Annotated in this window: 12 protein-coding genes; 7 read left to right on the plus strand and 5 right to left on the minus strand. The window is 63.3% G+C overall.

The genetic code is table 11. The features are described 5' to 3' along the window. Positions 1 to 10: 10 nt before the first annotated feature. Positions 11 to 337 (minus strand): rhodanese-like domain-containing protein, encoded by a 327-nt coding sequence (locus AC1RJY_RS11285; RefSeq protein ID WP_011772877.1) that lies wholly within the window; start codon positions 335 to 337, stop codon positions 11 to 13. A 153-nt stretch (positions 338 to 490) separates the two neighbouring features. Here AC1RJY_RS11285 and AC1RJY_RS11290 point away from each other — a divergent pair, with 153 nt between their 5' ends. The 3 genes from AC1RJY_RS11290 to AC1RJY_RS11300 are packed head-to-tail and all read left to right on the plus strand — an operon-like array spanning position 491 to position 4,217. Next, positions 491 to 1,234 (plus strand): Type 1 glutamine amidotransferase-like domain-containing protein, encoded by a 744-nt coding sequence (locus AC1RJY_RS11290; protein WP_498602309.1) that lies wholly within the window; start codon positions 491 to 493, stop codon positions 1,232 to 1,234. Continuing rightward, the gene (locus AC1RJY_RS11295) at positions 1,227 to 2,663 is read left to right on the plus strand and encodes an amidase (RefSeq protein ID WP_498602310.1); all 1,437 of its coding nucleotides are present in this window, start codon (positions 1,227 to 1,229) and stop codon (positions 2,661 to 2,663) included. Before AC1RJY_RS11290 ends, AC1RJY_RS11295 begins: the two co-directional genes overlap by 8 nt. Positions 2,664 to 2,717: 54 nt before the next feature. After that, positions 2,718 to 4,217, plus strand: coding sequence for a peptide MFS transporter (locus tag AC1RJY_RS11300; protein WP_014920343.1), 1,500 nt, complete (start codon positions 2,718 to 2,720; stop codon positions 4,215 to 4,217). An 84-nt stretch (positions 4,218 to 4,301) separates the two neighbouring features. Here the strand turns inward: AC1RJY_RS11300 and AC1RJY_RS11305 are convergent, their stop codons facing one another. After that, the gene (locus AC1RJY_RS11305; RefSeq protein WP_498602311.1) at positions 4,302 to 4,931 is read right to left on the minus strand and encodes a DUF4190 domain-containing protein; all 630 of its coding nucleotides are present in this window, start codon (positions 4,929 to 4,931) and stop codon (positions 4,302 to 4,304) included. A 192-nt stretch (positions 4,932 to 5,123) separates the two neighbouring features. Here AC1RJY_RS11305 and AC1RJY_RS11310 point away from each other — a divergent pair, with 192 nt between their 5' ends. Further along, positions 5,124 to 5,879: an SDR family NAD(P)-dependent oxidoreductase gene (locus AC1RJY_RS11310; protein ID WP_011772873.1), complete on the plus strand. Its 756-nt coding sequence runs from the start codon at positions 5,124 to 5,126 to the stop codon at positions 5,877 to 5,879. A gap of 196 nt (positions 5,880 to 6,075) precedes the next feature. After that, complete coding sequence (gene pgm, locus AC1RJY_RS11315) at positions 6,076 to 7,737, plus strand: phosphoglucomutase (alpha-D-glucose-1,6-bisphosphate-dependent) (RefSeq protein ID WP_238324454.1); 1,662 nt, start codon at positions 6,076 to 6,078, stop codon at positions 7,735 to 7,737. A gap of 128 nt (positions 7,738 to 7,865) precedes the next feature. Here the strand turns inward: pgm and AC1RJY_RS11320 are convergent, their stop codons facing one another. After that, on the minus strand, positions 7,866 to 8,366 hold the full coding sequence (locus AC1RJY_RS11320; RefSeq protein WP_498602312.1) for a 2'-5' RNA ligase family protein: 501 nt from the start codon (positions 8,364 to 8,366) through the stop codon (positions 7,866 to 7,868). Between the two features lie 280 nt (positions 8,367 to 8,646). Continuing rightward, positions 8,647 to 9,252 (minus strand): malonic semialdehyde reductase, encoded by a 606-nt coding sequence (locus AC1RJY_RS11325; RefSeq protein ID WP_498602313.1) that lies wholly within the window; start codon positions 9,250 to 9,252, stop codon positions 8,647 to 8,649. A gap of 204 nt (positions 9,253 to 9,456) precedes the next feature. Between AC1RJY_RS11325 and opgC the strand changes: the two genes are divergently transcribed. Both opgC and AC1RJY_RS11335 read left to right on the plus strand, forming a co-directional pair. Continuing rightward, complete coding sequence (opgC, locus tag AC1RJY_RS11330; protein WP_498602314.1) at positions 9,457 to 11,931, plus strand: OpgC domain-containing protein; 2,475 nt, start codon at positions 9,457 to 9,459, stop codon at positions 11,929 to 11,931. A gap of 74 nt (positions 11,932 to 12,005) precedes the next feature. Then, positions 12,006 to 13,361, plus strand: coding sequence for a uracil-xanthine permease family protein (locus AC1RJY_RS11335; RefSeq protein ID WP_498602315.1), 1,356 nt, complete (start codon positions 12,006 to 12,008; stop codon positions 13,359 to 13,361). Positions 13,362 to 13,409: 48 nt separating this feature from the next. On the opposite strand, the gene AC1RJY_RS11340 is transcribed toward AC1RJY_RS11335, so the two are convergent. Continuing rightward, a complete protein-coding gene (locus AC1RJY_RS11340) occupies positions 13,410 to 14,876 on the minus strand; it encodes a GH25 family lysozyme (protein WP_498602316.1) in 1,467 nt (488 codons plus the stop codon). Positions 14,877 to 15,173 lie beyond the last annotated feature (297 nt).

Here is a 15,173-nt window from a genome sequence, read left to right on the forward strand (position 1 = left end):
TATACGTGGGTTACAGGACAACCGGTTTGAGCCCGTTGTCTGACACCATCGGCTTTCCGGCCTCAAACCACATGTCCATGCCGCCGGCAACGTTGACGGCAGAGTAGCCTTGGCCCACCAGCCATTGCACCGCCCGGAAGGAGCGGCCTCCGGTCCGGCAGATGACGAACAGGTCGTCGTCAGGATCGAGTTCTTCCAAGCGCGCGGGCAGTTGGTCCATGGGAATGTGGCGTGCACCTTCGGCGTGCCCGGCCACCCACTCGTAATCTTCGCGGACGTCCAGAATGCTGGCGTCGGCCGGAATATCGCCCACAGGCACGGTATCGAAGTCGCTCATAGCGGTCCCTTCCCATCGATTAAGTCCAGCATCCAGCCTAGTCCCCGAGGCGTGACACCGTAACTTCACGGAAAGCCCGCCCTTGCTTCCCGACGCCCGGACGTTAAGACTGGGACGGAAGCCACCCACCCTCGGCCCGTTAGGAGTACCCCCATGGCTACTGGGCAGCCGACCATTCTGGCAACGTCCGGTGGATACAAGCCCGGCGAACGCACCAGGATCGAGTTCAACCACCTGATGCATTACGCCGTGGAGTTGTCCGGCGTCTCCGGCCGTGCGCCGCGGGTGACACACATCGGTACGGCGTCCGGTGATCAGCGCTGGTGGGCTGCCGAAATGGATCAGGCAGCACGCATTGCGGGGTTCGACTTCAGCCACCTCAGCCTCTTCACGATGCCCAACATCGAGGACCCGGAAGCGCACCTTCTGGAGCAGGACGTGGTGTGGGTGAACGGTGGGTCGGTGGTGAACCTCCTGGCAGTTTGGCGGGCTCACGATCTGGACGGAATTTTGCGGAAGGCCTGGGAAAGCGGCGTAGTGCTGGCCGGCGTCTCGGCCGGGTCCATCTGTTGGTACCAAGGCGGCGTCACCGATTCCTTTGGTCCGGAGCTCAAGCCTGTCACCAACGCGCTCGGGTTCCTCCCCTATGGCAACGGCGTCCACTACGACTCCGAACCACGTCGGGCACCCGCCATCCACAAGTTGGTGGCCAACGGAACGCTCGGCGAGACGCACTGCACGGACGACGGCGTGGGGCTGGTTTACCGGGGCACGGAACTCACGGAAGTGGTGTCCGAAGTGAAGAACAAGGCCGCCTTCCGGGTGACTGCAGGCGCCGGCGAGAGTGTGGACGCTGTTGCTGTGGAGGAACGGTTGGAGTCGCGTTTCCTTGGTTGATCCCTCATCGCAGGACCTTTCACGACTCACAGCTGTAGAGCTCCGCGATGCCTTGGCTTCGGGGGAACTCTCAGCGCGGGAGGCAACATCGCACTTCGTGTCGGCCATCGAAACCCGGAACAGGCAACTGGGCGCCTTTGTCACAGTGACTGCCGAGCAAGCCTTCACCGACGCCAAGGCCGCGGACAAGCTGCACGCGAAGTTGATCCGGGAGGGCCGCCCCGAAAAGCTGCCCCTGCTTCACGGCATGCCCATCGCTTTCAAGGACCTCACCGATGTGGCCGGCGCGCCCACCACGCACGGCAGCGCAGCCCTCGAGCATAAGCCTGCGCCGGAGGACGGTGCCCTTGCAGCAGCCCTGAAGGATCAAGGCGTAATCTCGCTGGGTAAGACGCAGGTTCCAGAGTTCGGACTGACCGCCTACAGCGAAAACCGCGTGGCGCCGCCGTCGCGCAATCCGCATTCCCTGGCGCGAAGCTCCGGTGGATCCTCGGGCGGTAGCGCCGCGGCGGTGGCCGCGGGACTTGTTCCGTTTGCTCCGGGGACCGACGGCGGCGGCTCCATCCGCATTCCTGCCGGCGCTTGCGGTCTGGTGGGGCTGAAGCCGGGACGCGGGTTGGTGCCATCCGGGGCCAGCGCGGGAGATGCCGCCAAGTTGGTGGTTGCGGGACCGCTCGCAAGAACGGCGGCGGATGCGGCGTTGCTGATGGACGCACTGGTACCCCAGCATCAAGCGCCCGACGGCGGTTACCTCGCCAACGTGGGGCGGGCGCCGGAACCCCTGAGGATCGGGGTAAGCCTGGACAGCCCCTGGGCCGGCGTGTATCCGTTCGAGGTGGAGCCGGAAGCGATGGACGCTCTGGAACGTGGGGCCGAGTTGCTCGAGAAGACCGGTCACAGCCTCACTGAAGCGGAAATCCGCTACGACAACCGCTATCCGGAAGCGTTCACAACGGCCTGGACTGCCGGCGTCGGGAGTGCCCGGATAGCACCTCAGCGCGAGGCGTTGCTGACCCCGTTGACCCGGACGTTCCGGCGTCGGGCGCAACAGCGGAGCGCTTTGAAGGTCAACGAGGCACTGGGTTTCCTGCGGCAGTTCGAGCACGACACGGTCATCCAATACTCCGGATGGGACGTGATCCTCATGCCGACGTTGGCGCAGACACCGCGTCCCATCGGCTGGTTCACCGGTGGCGGACACAGCGGCGAACCGTGGCCGAGCGAGTGGGCCGGCGACGCGGATGAGGACTACAAAAGGCAATGCGAGTACGCGCCCTGGTCCTCCATGGTGAACGTGTGCGGGCTTCCGGCGATCAGCATCCCGGTGCACACCACTGCCGCAGGGTTGCCCATGGGGATTCAGGTCATCGGCCGGATGGGATCTGAACTGCTGCTTCTCCAGCTGGCAGCCGCCCTCGAGACCCCCTGAGACTCGTGTCTAACATATGGAAAGTGGTTGCCCCGGGCATTCATCGATGTGACAATGCCCGCAGTCAGTGCCAGCATTGAGAAAATGAGCACACCTCAAACCACGGCTGAGTCCGCAAAGCCAGCGGGCGATACGTCATTCTTCGGCCACCCAAAGATGTTGGCCAGCCTCTTCTCCGTGGAAATGTGGGAGCGATTCTCCTTCTACGGCATGCAGGGAATTCTGCTCTACTACATGTACTTCACCGCCGAGCAGGGCGGCCTTTCCATTGACCAGGGGCTCGCTGCTGGTTTGGTGGGTGCGTACGGTGGTGGCGTTTACCTGTCGACGATCCTCGGCGCCTGGCTCGCCGACCGTCTCTTCGGCTCCGAAAAGGTCCTGTTCGGTTCTGCGATCATGATCATGGCAGGCCACATCGCACTGGCGCTTCTGCCGGGCATCCCTGGCTTGATCGCGGGCTTGGTGCTGGTGGGCATCGGCTCGGGTGGCCTGAAAGCCAACGCCACCGCCCTGGTGGGCACCCTGTACGGCGAGAAGGATGAGCGCCGCGACGCCGGCTTCTCCATCTTCTACATGGGCATCAACATCGGCGGGCTGATCGGCCCACTGGTGACCGGATGGCTGCAGACCAGCTACGGCTTCCACATTGGCTTCGGCGCCGCCGCCGTGGGTATGGCGATCGGCCTGGTCATCTACTCCCTGGGCCGCAAGAAGCTCCCGGAGGAAGCACACCGCGTACCCAATCCGCTGCCGACGAAGGACCGCACCAAGTACGGCCTGATTTTCCTGGGCATCCTGATTGTCATCGGCGTGCTGCTCGGCACAGGGATTGTCAACGCCAACAACCTGGCCCGGAGCATGGCCTACGCGGCCATCGGTGCCGCCGTGATCTACCTTTTCCTGATCTTCCGCAGCCCGTTGGTCACCGGTGTGGAGCGCAAGCGCGTTGTGGCCTTCATACCCTTGTTCATCGCATCGGCCGGATTCTGGGCACTGTTCCAGCAGCAGTTCACGTTCATTGCCGTGTACTCGCAGGAGAAGCTGGACCGCAACCTGTTCGGCTGGGAAATGCCGGCCGCGTGGGTCCAGTCCATCAACCCGGTGTTCATCATCATCTTCGCCGGCGTCATGGCTGCACTCTGGACCAAGCTGGGCTCCAAGCAGCCCAGTTCGCCGCTGAAGTTCTCCGCTGGCCTGTTCATCATGGGCCTGGCGTTCCTTGCGTTCATCCCGCTGGCCGGCGACGGCAAGACCCCGCTGCTGGCACTGGTGGGCATCCTGTTCATGTTCACCCTGGCGGAACTGTTCCTCTCCCCCATCGGCTTGTCAGTGAGCACCAAGCTCGCACCCAAGGCGTTCCATACGCAGATGGTGGCCCTGTTCTTCCTGTCCGTCTCGCTCGGCACCACACTGGCCGGCATCCTCGCAGGCCTCTACAACCCCGAGGACGAGCTCCCGTACTTCCTGGGGATCGGCGGCGTGGCAGTGGTCCTGGCTGTTGGCCTGGCTGCGGCATCGCCCGCGATCAAGAAACTGATGGGTGGCGTTCGCTAGACTTCCCGGCTGACGACACAACGACGGCGACCCTTGCGTTCGGTGGGATTCCCACCTGACGCAAGGGTCGCCGTCGTATGCGGTTTAGAACCTGTTGTTATAGCTGCTGCTTGACGCGCCGATGGCGATGAAGAAAATGATGCCAAAAATCACCGTCAGGGCCATACCGAGGTATCCCATCACCAAGCCGGCTATTGCCATGCCCTTTCCCGCGGGCTCGCGTTTCAGGGCGAGGTGACCCAGGATCACGGCTGCGATCTGCGGGAGGATGAAGAATCCGAAGCCAACGTAGACGGCGATGCCGCAGCACATGCTGGCGATGCTCAGGCCCTTGGGCTCGGCCTGCATGGCGTAGTAGGCGGGCTGGCCGTACGGCGACTGCGGCTGACCGTAAGGCTGCTGGTTGAAGGCCTGCTGCTGGTAGGGGCTCGGCGGCTGACCGTACGGTGACGGGGGCTGCTGACTGTAGTCGCCCGGTGCGTACGCGCCGGCGGGCTGCTGTGGCTGAGCGTACGGATTCTGCCCGTGCGCGCTCTGCTCGTAGGGCGGGAGCGGCTGGGTAGCGTTGGCGCCCTGCTCCGGCGCGTACTCGGCGGGCGTGCCCTGATTGTGCGTGGTGGACTCGGGAGCGCTGAACTGTGCCGGCGGAACATACTGCGGCGGTTCGTAGCCGGACGGCTTGTCCTCGTTGCCCCTGGCTGGCTGGTCTGACATAGAAATCCCCCTGGATTGGTCTTTGAACCCAACACTACCGCCGCCGGGGGCACCGCATAAGTAGGGCCCGTTGCTGTGACTGGATTCATGCAAATGCATGGAATATGCCGGGAAGGGACCCGGTTGGCATTAATAGCGACGTAAGCAGCGCTAACTACGAAATCTGCGGGTCAACCCCGCGAAGGAGGAATCATGGGTAACTTCGAAGGCAAGACCGCGCTCGTCACTGGCGGCGGCTCGGGACTCGGAGAAGCGATCAGCAAGGACCTCGCGAAGAACGGCGTCAACGTTGTTGTTGTGGACGTCAATCTCGACGCCGCCACACGCGTGGCTGACCAGATCACGGCCGACGGCGGCACAGCAGTTGCCTTCCAAGGCAACACCGCCGTGGCCGAGGACAGCAAGAAAGCCGTGGACTTCGCAATCGAGACCTATGGTGCCCTCAACTACGCCGTCAACAACGCCGGAATCGGCGGAGCCAGCGCCCCGGTCGGCGAAGTAGACATCGAAGACTGGGACAGGGTCATTGCCATCAACCTGAGCGGTGTCCTGTACGGCATGCGCTACCAGGTCCCGGCGATCCTGGCCGCCGGCGCCTCCGAGGGCGCCATCGTCAACATGGCCTCAATCCACGGCGCCGTCGCTGCACCAGGCAACGCCGCGTACACCGCAGCCAAGCACGGCGTGGTGGGCCTCACCAAGAACGCCGCCGCTGAATACGGCGCACAGGGTCTTCGCGTCAACGCCATCGGCCCCGGCTACATCGATACTCCCTTGCTGGCCGCCGCACCGAAGGAAGTCATCAGCGGGCTCGAAGCAAAGCACCCGCTGGGTCGGTTGGGCAAGGCCGAGGAGATCGCGAACGTCACCACGTTCCTCCTCTCCGACAAGGCCAGTTTCATGACCGGTTCGTATGTACTCGTCGATGGCGGATACACCGCCGTCTAACCCTCGGCAGCTCTTTGGACGACGTCGCTCCGCCCTGGTTCAAGACCGGGCGGAGCGTTGTTTTGCTAGCAGCCGCTCTTGAACGAGGGGTTAATCTTTAGCCTTTTGCGATCGCGATTCCGCCATTCGGCGTCACAGGGGCCGCATCACGGACATTTCGTTCCGGCTTGCGCCGCGGTCTGGCATGCTGGACCCCATGGCTAGCCGAGCGGGCACAGTTGCCCTTCCCCAGGACCTTGTTGACATCACAGCCCTGCTGGACGCGTATTTCGACGTCACTCCGGATTTGGGCGACCCTGCGCAGCGCGTGGCGTTTGGAACGTCGGGACACCGCGGATCCAGTTTGAAGGCGTCCTTCAACGAGCCGCACATCCTCGCAATCACGCAGGCAATCGTTGAATATCGCGGCCGCCAGGGCATCACCGGGCCGTTGTTCATCGGCCGCGACACCCATGCCCTGAGCGAGCCGGCACAGAACTCCGCATTGGAGGTACTGGCCGCCAATGGTGTGACCGTCCTGGTGGACGCCCGCCACGGCTACACCCCGACGCCTGCACTGAGCCACGCGATCCTCAAGTACAACCGCGAAGCCGCGCCAGGCACTCCCCAGGCTGACGGCATCGTGGTCACCCCCAGCCACAACCCGCCAGGCGATGGAGGCTTCAAGTACAACCCTCCGCACGGCGGCCCGGCCGACACCGACGCCACCGGCTGGATCGCCGATCGCGCCAACCAGCTGCTTGAGAACGGCCTGCGCGGCGTCAAGCGCATGCCCCTGAACGACGCCTTGGCCGCTGACACCACCGGCAAGTTCGACTTCCTCAGCAGCTATGTTGACGACCTCCCTTCCGTGCTGAACCTTGACGCCATCCGGAACGCCGGCGTCCGCATCGGAGCAGATCCCATGGGCGGCGCCTCCGTGGACTACTGGGGCGAAATCGGCGAACGCCACCAACTAAACCTCACGGTGGTCAACCCCACCGTTGATCCGCAGTGGGCATTCATGACCCTCGACTGGGACGAGAAGATCCGCATGGATTGCTCGTCGCCGTCGGCCATGGCGTCACTGATCAAGCGGATGGCCGCAGGTGCCGATGGCACCGCCGCTTACGACGTCGCCACCGGTAACGACGCCGACGCCGACCGCCACGGCATTGTCACCCCCGATGGCGGGCTCATGAACCCGAACCACTACCTCGCAGTCGCCATTGACTACCTGTACCGGAACCGCAGTGGCTGGAATCCCGAGTCTGTCGTGGGCAAGACACTGGTTTCGTCCTCGATCATCGACCGCGTTGCTGCCGGACTTGGGCGCAAACTGGTTGAGGTTCCTGTTGGTTTCAAGTGGTTCGTTCCCGGCCTGCTGTCCGGCGAGGGTGCCTTCGGTGGCGAAGAGTCTGCCGGCGCATCCTTCAACAAGCTCGACGGCAGTGTGTGGACCACGGACAAGGACGGCATCCTGCTGGCACTGCTGGCGTCCGAGATCACGGCCGTCACGGGGTCCTCTCCTTCACAGCTCTACAAGGGCCTGACCGACCAGTTCGGTTCCCCCGTTTACGCACGCATCGACGCCGCCGCTACCCGTGAGCAGAAATCCAAGCTGGGCAAACTCTCCGCCGCCGATGTCACCGCCACTTCCCTTGCCGGCGAAGAGATCACTGCGAAGCTCACTGAGGCTCCCGGCAACGGCGCTCCGATCGGCGGCCTGAAGGTTGTCACCGAGAACGCTTGGTTCGCAGCCCGCCCTTCCGGCACCGAGGATGTGTACAAGATCTACGCCGAGTCCTTCAAGGGCGCGGACCACTTGGCGCAGGTGCAGAAAGAAGCCAAGGCACTGGTAGACGGCGTTATCGCGTAGTGCTTGTGGGTGACCTTCGTGCCGCGATGGCAGCGGCTTCGGCCGCTGGCGACGCGCATATTCGCTAAGGGTCCTGAGACGGGCTGAGGACGCTTGGATATGGGTGTCTTCAGCCCGTTGCCGTGTCTTCAGCCGGTTTCGGTGTCCTGAGTCCAGAGCCTGAGGATGCGCCGGATGGTGTGGTCGCCTTCGGGAGCCATGTCCACCAGGGCTACTTGGTCAAGCACGACGGCGTCTCCGGGCTTTGGTCTCTTGCCGTCGTGGTGCGAGATGTGCGGCCGGTAGCGTTCCATCACATAGTTCGGCGTAGCTATCCTCCCGCCGATGCTGTTCACGGCGTCCACGATCTCTTCATGCAACCCCTGAAGCAGCGGGTTGTGCTCGATCAGGCTCACCGGGATGGACCCCATATGCCCAAAGCCCGCCTCTTCGCCCACTCTCAGCCGGGTACCAAGCGCCCCCTTGACCGGCGCTTCGGCCTGGTCCGCAAGGACATCGGCGACGTCGGCACTCACGTTCGCGCCGACGTCGAACCTTAACAGCGTGATGTGGAGCGGCCAGTCGCTGCGCGGAAAGACCAGCCCCGGCGAGACGGGCTCCGTGAACGCCACCCAGATGAGGTTCCGCATAGGCATAGTTTGCCACCAGCACCCATCCCTCTCTCACATCCCAGCCCTTAAAGGCCGACGCTCTCTCACATCCCGCGCCTATAACCGAATCCCTCTCTCACCTACCGGCCCTGATTGGCCCCAAAGCCCGAGGGATGTGAGAGAGCGATGGCCCCAAGCCCGAGGGATGTGAGAGAGCGATGGCCCAAAGCCCGAGGGATGTGAGAGAGCGTCCAGGGTGCCGGCAATGCAAAAAACGCCCGCTCACCGGAACGTGAGCGGGCGTTTTTGTCGGGAAACGCTAGACGGTGCGAACAACGTCGTCGTAAGCGAACTTCGGCTTGGCTTCGCCCCAGGCGTCCGGGCCGGGCTGGCCGATGTTGACCACCAAGAAGCTCTTCTGGTCGCCGGCCGGGAAGAATTCGGCGTCGATGGCGGCGAAGTCGGCGCCGGTCATCGGGCCGGCAGCGAAACCGAGCGAGCGCACGGCGAGGATGAAGTAGCCGGCCTGCAAGTGTGCGTTGTTGTTGCCAGTAGCAGCGGCTAAAGCGGGGTCGGCGTCGTACATTGCCTTAGGCGCGCCGTAGGCGGGCAGGAACTTGTCCCACTGGCCCTGCCAGTAGGTGTCATAGGACAGGATGGCGACCAGCGGCGCGGAGGCTGTCTTCGCCTGGTTGCCGCGCGAGAGGGCATCTACCAGCTTGGCTCGGGCATCGTCCGAGCGGACGTAGGTCACGCGGAGCGGCTGGGAGTTGAAGGCAGTGGGGCCGAACTTGGTGAGCTCGTAGATGGCGCGGGCCTGCTCGTCGGTGACCTCACCGGCGAAGCTGTTGGCAGTACGGGCTTCGGCAAAAATGGCGTCGACTGCTGCGGCGTCAATGACTGCTTCTTCGTGGGCGATCGTCATTTCGTGAACCTTTCGCTGGGCCCTGGCCCCTGAGCCGGCCGGGCACTTCTGCTTTCCATGGTTGCAACTTCAACTTCCGTTGTCCTCTTCCCGTGACGGTCCGTGACGTTGGGCACAGCACAAAAGTCGGTAGCATCATGCATACGAGCTGCCGCCGCTTTGGGGAGGTTCAGCCGTGGGAATGACGACACCAGAAGGGGCCTGATGCCTACGTTTCCCCTAGCGGCCCGTCAGCGGGCGCTGGCTGTTCTTGCCATGCTTCTGGCGATGTTCCTGATGCCAACCGCGCAGGCCTGGGGCTCCGTTCAACAGCCCGGCGTCGAGGATCCCGGAACGCGGTTCTTTGGTGCCTTGTTGGACTGGGACACGGATTCGGCAGCAGATTACGCCCAGCGGCTCGGGGCGCCCGCGGCACTCTACGGCCAAAACGTGTCCTTGCCCGTGGACGAAGGCGGCCGCGAATACCTGAAGGGCTACTTCTCCCAGATCGCCGAGCAAGGCTCGCATGCGTTGCTCACGGTCCGCCCCGGGATCCCGCTTAAGGACATCAACCAGGACGTTGCGTCCGCTTTTGCGCGTCAAATCACGACGGCGGCAGCCGGCTTCCGGGGGAAGGTCCTGGTCCGCTTCGCACCGGAAATGAACGCCCCGTGGGTCAGCTGGGGTCAAGAACCGGAAGCTTATCGAGCTGCTTTCGACAACGTAGCCGCAGCACTCCGGGCCACCCTGCCGGATCCCGTGATGGTGTGGTCTCCGACCGCAGAGAAGGATTACCCCTTTCAGGTAGCGACGTCCACCCCTCCCAAGGGTGTGCCCTTGGCATCGCTGGACACCAGCGGGAACGGCATCTGGGACCAGGACGATTCCGCCTTCGAGCCCTATTACCCGGGCGATGACGTGGTGGACTGGGTTGGCCTGTCCGTTTACCACGACACAACGGGCGCCGGCGCGGCCAGTAATACCCTGCCCGCCGCGGGCGAGTTCAATGAAGCCCTGCACGCGTCAAGTGGTGGGGACGGAACCGACAATTTCTACAGCACTTACGTGCAAGCCCGGACCAAGCCTCTTCTGGTTGAAACCGGAGCCTTTTTCTCGCCCGGGGCCGGTGGCGCCGCTGAGCTGGATGTTAAGGAAACGTGGTGGCACCAGGTTTTCGCCTCAGTTGCGGAGCCCGGGAATGGGTCCGTCCGGGCAGTGGTCTGGAACGAAACCACAGAAGTGCGCGATCCTGGCCGGGTGCCCATCGATTGGAGGGCTACCGCCGAACCCTCGCTGGCCAACCCCTTCCGAACCTCGTTGGACACCTCAGGCCTCACCATTGGACCGGTCACCGAGAAGGGCCTGGACAACGTGCCCGGCATTGAGGCACCACAGCCGAAGACGGGGACGGTCATCCAAGGCTGGGCGGCATGGGCTTCTGCCGGATCAGTGCTGGTAGCTGTGGCGGCGTTGTGGTTCTTGTCCTCACGGGCTTTCGCCAGCAAATGGTCCTACACCGGCACGGGTAAACGTGATGCGCGGATCGACATGCTCCGGGGCCTGGCCATCGTGTTTGTGGTGGTTAACCACGTTGGCATCAACTCCGTATTCCAACTGCTGAGCCAAGAGACCCTCGGAGTAGTTTCCGGAGCGGAGCTCTTCGTCATGCTCTCCGGGGTGGTCCTGGGCATGGTCTATGGTCCCCGGATTGCCACCGAACTCGGGGACGTGGTGGACGGGACCACCAAGCGTGCCTGGAAGCTGTATTTCACAGCCCTCGCCGTGGTCCTGATCGTCTACGGCCTGAGCCTGCTGCCCTTCATCAACGCCGCAGCAGTCACCACGTTCACGGATCAAGGAACCGGCGGGGCGGGGCGCGCGGCGGCGGGAACTACGTATGACCTCTACGCAGGCATGGAGGGGCTGCTGCAGTTCCCCGTCCCGCAGGGGCTCATCCCGGCTCTCCTGTTGCTGCAAGTTGGGCCGTGGCAGTTCAACATCATGGGTCTCTACGTCGTCCTCTTGCTCATCAGCCCGCTAATCCTCGTGGCGCTTTCCCGCGGGTTTACCTGGCTGGTCCTCACGCTCAGCGTCGGCCTTTACACCGCGGGATCAATTTTCCGTTTCCGCCTGCTGCCCTCGCAGTTCGAGGATTCCTTCCCGCTTCTCGTGTGGCAGCTCCTGTTCGTTGTGGGAATGACCGCCGGGTTCCATCGACATCACATCATCGAGTGGTTCGCCGATCCTCGCCGGCGCCTGCTGCTTGGGGCGTGCATTTTCCTGGCCGCCGCCTGTGCCGTCTTCTCTTGGAGCGGCCCGTATCTGACCAACCAGCTGGACATCCGGCTAGCGCTTATCCCTGAGACGACGTTCCGGTTTGTCTATGACACCTTCTTCAGCCGGACCTACCTTGGGCCGGGGCGGGTGCTCAACGTCTTCCTCATCACCATCGCCCTGTACGCCCTGTTAAGTGCTTTCTGGAAGCCGCTGTCACGTGCCGTGGGCTGGTTCTTCATACCTCTGGGCCAAGCCACGCTGTACGTGTTCATCATGCACGTGTTCTTCATTGTGGCCATCGCCAACATCCCTGTGCTGCGGGACGGGAACCTCTGGCTGAACACCGGCGTGTATATCGCCCTGCTCGCCATACTTTGGGTGATGGTGAAAACCAAGTTCCTGTTCAGGCTGGTTCCCCGCTAAAGCGCCGCATGTGGGTGGGCATTTGGCGGTAATGTTGCACCGAATCCCAATACTCTTCTGAGGAAGGCCCCGCCATGAGCATGCTCGGCATCAAATGGAAGCTCCACGGCAACGGCAAGTCCATTCGCCCCGGCCACGTGGTGGCTCCCGACGAGCGGCTTGCGTGGCCCCTGACCATCGGCATTGGCATGCAGCACGTGGTGGCCATGTTCGGCGCCACTTTCCTGGTCCCCATCATCACCGGCATGCCGCCGGCCACCACCCTGCTCTTCTCGGGCATCGGAACGCTACTGTTCCTCGTGATCACCAAGGGCCGGGTGCCCAGCTACCTCGGTTCGAGCTTCGCGTTCATCGCCCCGATCATGGCGTCCCAGCAGCAGTACGGCGTTAGCGGCGCCTTGGGCGGCGTGGTGCTTGCCGGCGTCGTACTGGCGCTTATTGGTGCGGTGGTCCAGAAGTTTGGCGCCGAATGGATCAACCGGCTCATGCCGCCGATCGTCACCGGCGCGATTGTGGCGCTGATCGGCTTGAATCTCGCGCCAGCCGCGAAGGCAAACTTCGACGCCGCTCCCGTCACCGCGCTGATCACGCTGGTGACGATCATCCTGGTCAGTGTCCTCTTCCGCGGAATTCTGGGGCGTCTGAGCATTTTGGTGGGTGTTGTGGTGGGGTACCTCGTGGCGATGATGCGCGGTGAGGTGTCCTACGAAAAGATGGACGCAGCCGCGTGGGTTGGCCTGCCGCTGTTCCAGACGCCCGAATTCCACCTTGGCGTGGTGGGCCTGTTTGTGCCGGTGGTGCTGGTGCTCGTGGCTGAGAACGTGGGGCATGTGAAGTCGGTTGCCGCGATGACCGGCCAAAACCTCGACGGCGTCTCCGGCCGCGCACTGATGGCCGACGGCGCCGCGACGGTACTTGCCGGTTTCGGCGGCGGTTCCGGTACCACGACATACGCAGAGAACATCGGCGTCATGGCCGCCACCAAGGTCTACTCGACGGCGGCCTACTGGGTGGCTGGTGTCTTCGCCATCCTGCTGAGCTTCTCCCCGAAATTCGGCGAACTGATCGCCACTGTCCCGGCCGGTGTCCTGGGCGGCGCCGCGACCATGCTGTACGGCATGATCGGTGTGCTCGGCGTGAAGATCTGGGTGCAGAACAAGGTCAACTTCTCCAACCCCATAAACCTGACCACGGCTGCTGTTGCCCTGATTATCGGCATCGCGGACTACACCTGGACCATTGGCGAGCTGAAGTTCACGGGCATTGCGCTCGGGTCCGCTGCTGCCCTGGTGATCTACCACGGCATGAAGGGGCTGGCCCACTGGCGCGGGACCGTCGCCGAACCGGAAACCGAGACGGCGGGGCTGCCGCCAGCGGTGAAGTCGGCGATGAACGCTGCGGCGAAGAGGGGCGGGAAGAAGGGGAAGTAGGGGTTCCTTCCGGACAATTCGGATGCGGCGTTAAGCCGCGAGCAGCCCCTACTGGTCCACGAACTTGGTGTCGAAACGGCTCATGAACGCGGCCATCGCATCGCGGGCCACAGGCTCAAAGGGCCTGTACGTCTTGGTCCCATCGGCTTCGGTCCATCCGGTACTGATGCCGCTGCTCGCGAGCCACGTGATCTGTTTGTAGAACGGATTGGTCGTGGCAACGTCCGTAAACGGCGACTCCGCGGGGGCATTGAACTCCGGCGAACCAGCCAGCCTGTACATAAATGCGGCCATGGCGTCGCGGGCCACCGGCTCAAAGGGCCTGTAGGTCTTGGTCCCAGTGGGCTCGATCCACCCGGTGCTGATGCCCTTGCTGGCAAGCCAGGTGATCTGTTTGTAGAACGGGTTGGTCGTGGCTACGTCCGTAAAGGGCGACTTGGCGGGAGCTGTGAAGGCGGGTGAGCCTGCCAGCCGGTACATGAAGGCGGCCATGGCGTCACGGGCTACGGGGGCCAAGGGTCGGTAGGTCCTGGCCCCGTTGGCCTCGGTCCATCCTGTTGAAATGCCGCGGGACCCGAGCCAATTGACTTCAGTGGTGAACTGCCCGCCGGATATGTCGGAAAAAATGGGGCCCGGGTTGCTGGCGAAGGCCGACAACTGCTCGGCTGTGCCGTTGAAAACATTCTGATCGCCCGGGAACACGCCGGAATCGGAGTACTGCCACAAGGTATAGGCATTCCAACCAGCTGGCAGCACCCCGGGTGTCGACTCCCACCTGGCGACGTGCAGAGGGTGGTTCCCGAAACCATTGGCCCTACCCGTGCAGGTATTCCACCAGTCCGTGGTGGTGTAGATGGCAGGAAGGCGGCCGGTTCGCGACAGGATGGTGGTGGCGAAATCGGAGACCCACGACACCATCTCGCCAGGGGTCATACCGTAGCAAGTGCTGCCGTAGGGGTTATATTCGAGGTCCAGCAGGGCAGGCAGTGTTTTTCCATCCGGCGTCCAGGCTGCACCGCTCTGGAGGAAGTAGCTGGCTTGAGCGGCACCGGACGATGCGTTGGGAAGCGCGAAATGGTAGGCGCCGCGCAGCATCCCGGCTGAAGCAGCTCCGGCATATTGGTCAGCGAAGTATGGGTTGCTGTATTCGGTCCCCTCGCTGGCTTTGACGTACGCGAACTTGGCCCCGTTTGCTGCAGCCTTGGTCCAGTCCACCACCCCTTGGTGGCTACTGACATCCATGCCCGGCACACCCGGTAATGAAGAAGCGGAATCTGTGGCCTGAATGGAGAACAATTGGCCTGCGCTTTCATGACCACGAATGGTCGATCCCATCGCGTGGTCGTTTTGGACTATGGGCGATTCTTCGGAGGCGGTGGCCGCCGTTGCACCAGACGCGGCGAGAAGCATGGTGGCGAGTAGGACAGCGGCCGTTTTAGCGCCGGCGAACCCTCGTGTCGGCGGTTTGGCTGAAGTTTTCGGGAGGCTTGAGCAGCTGGACATGGAGAATTTCATTCGACGATTCCTTCGACGTTCGAGAGGAACCGGCGCCCCCACGTGGTTCAGCCCAGCCTACTATCCAACGTCACACTCCCACTTCCTCCATGAACGCCGCGCGCCGCTCTAGCAACGCAGAACCCGTGGATGATCAGACTTGGGGTCCCCGCCCCGTATTCAACAGAATGCACCCTCGAACGCTAACACCAGTGGCAACAGACCATGCAGCAGAAAAGGGGCCGAGGAGCGTGGGATATCGGCTCGTCGAGGGGTTAGCTTTCGGCAGAAAGGGCCCCCAATAACCCCGAGAGCTAA

It is taken from the genome of Arthrobacter sp. GW822-FHT05G07, from assembly GCF_058799755.1.

What these genes read in the sequence shown, in the direction of transcription:
- AC1RJY_RS11285 (WP_011772877.1), bottom strand. Translation starts at nt 337, where the DNA reads ATGAGCGACTTCGATACCGTGCCTGTGGGCGATATTCCGGCCGACGCC.
- AC1RJY_RS11290 (WP_498602309.1), top strand. Translation starts at nt 491, where the DNA reads ATGGCTACTGGGCAGCCGACCATTCTGGCAACGTCCGGTGGATACAAG.
- AC1RJY_RS11300 (WP_014920343.1), top strand. Translation starts at nt 2,718, where the DNA reads ATGCCCGCAGTCAGTGCCAGCATTGAGAAAATGAGCACACCTCAAACC.
- AC1RJY_RS11305 (WP_498602311.1), bottom strand. Translation starts at nt 4,931, where the DNA reads ATGTCAGACCAGCCAGCCAGGGGCAACGAGGACAAGCCGTCCGGCTAC.
- AC1RJY_RS11310 (WP_011772873.1), top strand. Translation starts at nt 5,124, where the DNA reads ATGGGTAACTTCGAAGGCAAGACCGCGCTCGTCACTGGCGGCGGCTCG.
- pgm (WP_238324454.1), top strand. Translation starts at nt 6,076, where the DNA reads ATGGCTAGCCGAGCGGGCACAGTTGCCCTTCCCCAGGACCTTGTTGAC.
- AC1RJY_RS11320 (WP_498602312.1), bottom strand. Translation starts at nt 8,366, where the DNA reads ATGCGGAACCTCATCTGGGTGGCGTTCACGGAGCCCGTCTCGCCGGGG.
- AC1RJY_RS11325 (WP_498602313.1), bottom strand. Translation starts at nt 9,252, where the DNA reads ATGACGATCGCCCACGAAGAAGCAGTCATTGACGCCGCAGCAGTCGAC.
- opgC (WP_498602314.1), top strand. Translation starts at nt 9,457, where the DNA reads ATGCCTACGTTTCCCCTAGCGGCCCGTCAGCGGGCGCTGGCTGTTCTT.
- AC1RJY_RS11335 (WP_498602315.1), top strand. Translation starts at nt 12,006, where the DNA reads ATGAGCATGCTCGGCATCAAATGGAAGCTCCACGGCAACGGCAAGTCC.
- AC1RJY_RS11340 (WP_498602316.1), bottom strand. Translation starts at nt 14,876, where the DNA reads ATGAAATTCTCCATGTCCAGCTGCTCAAGCCTCCCGAAAACTTCAGCC.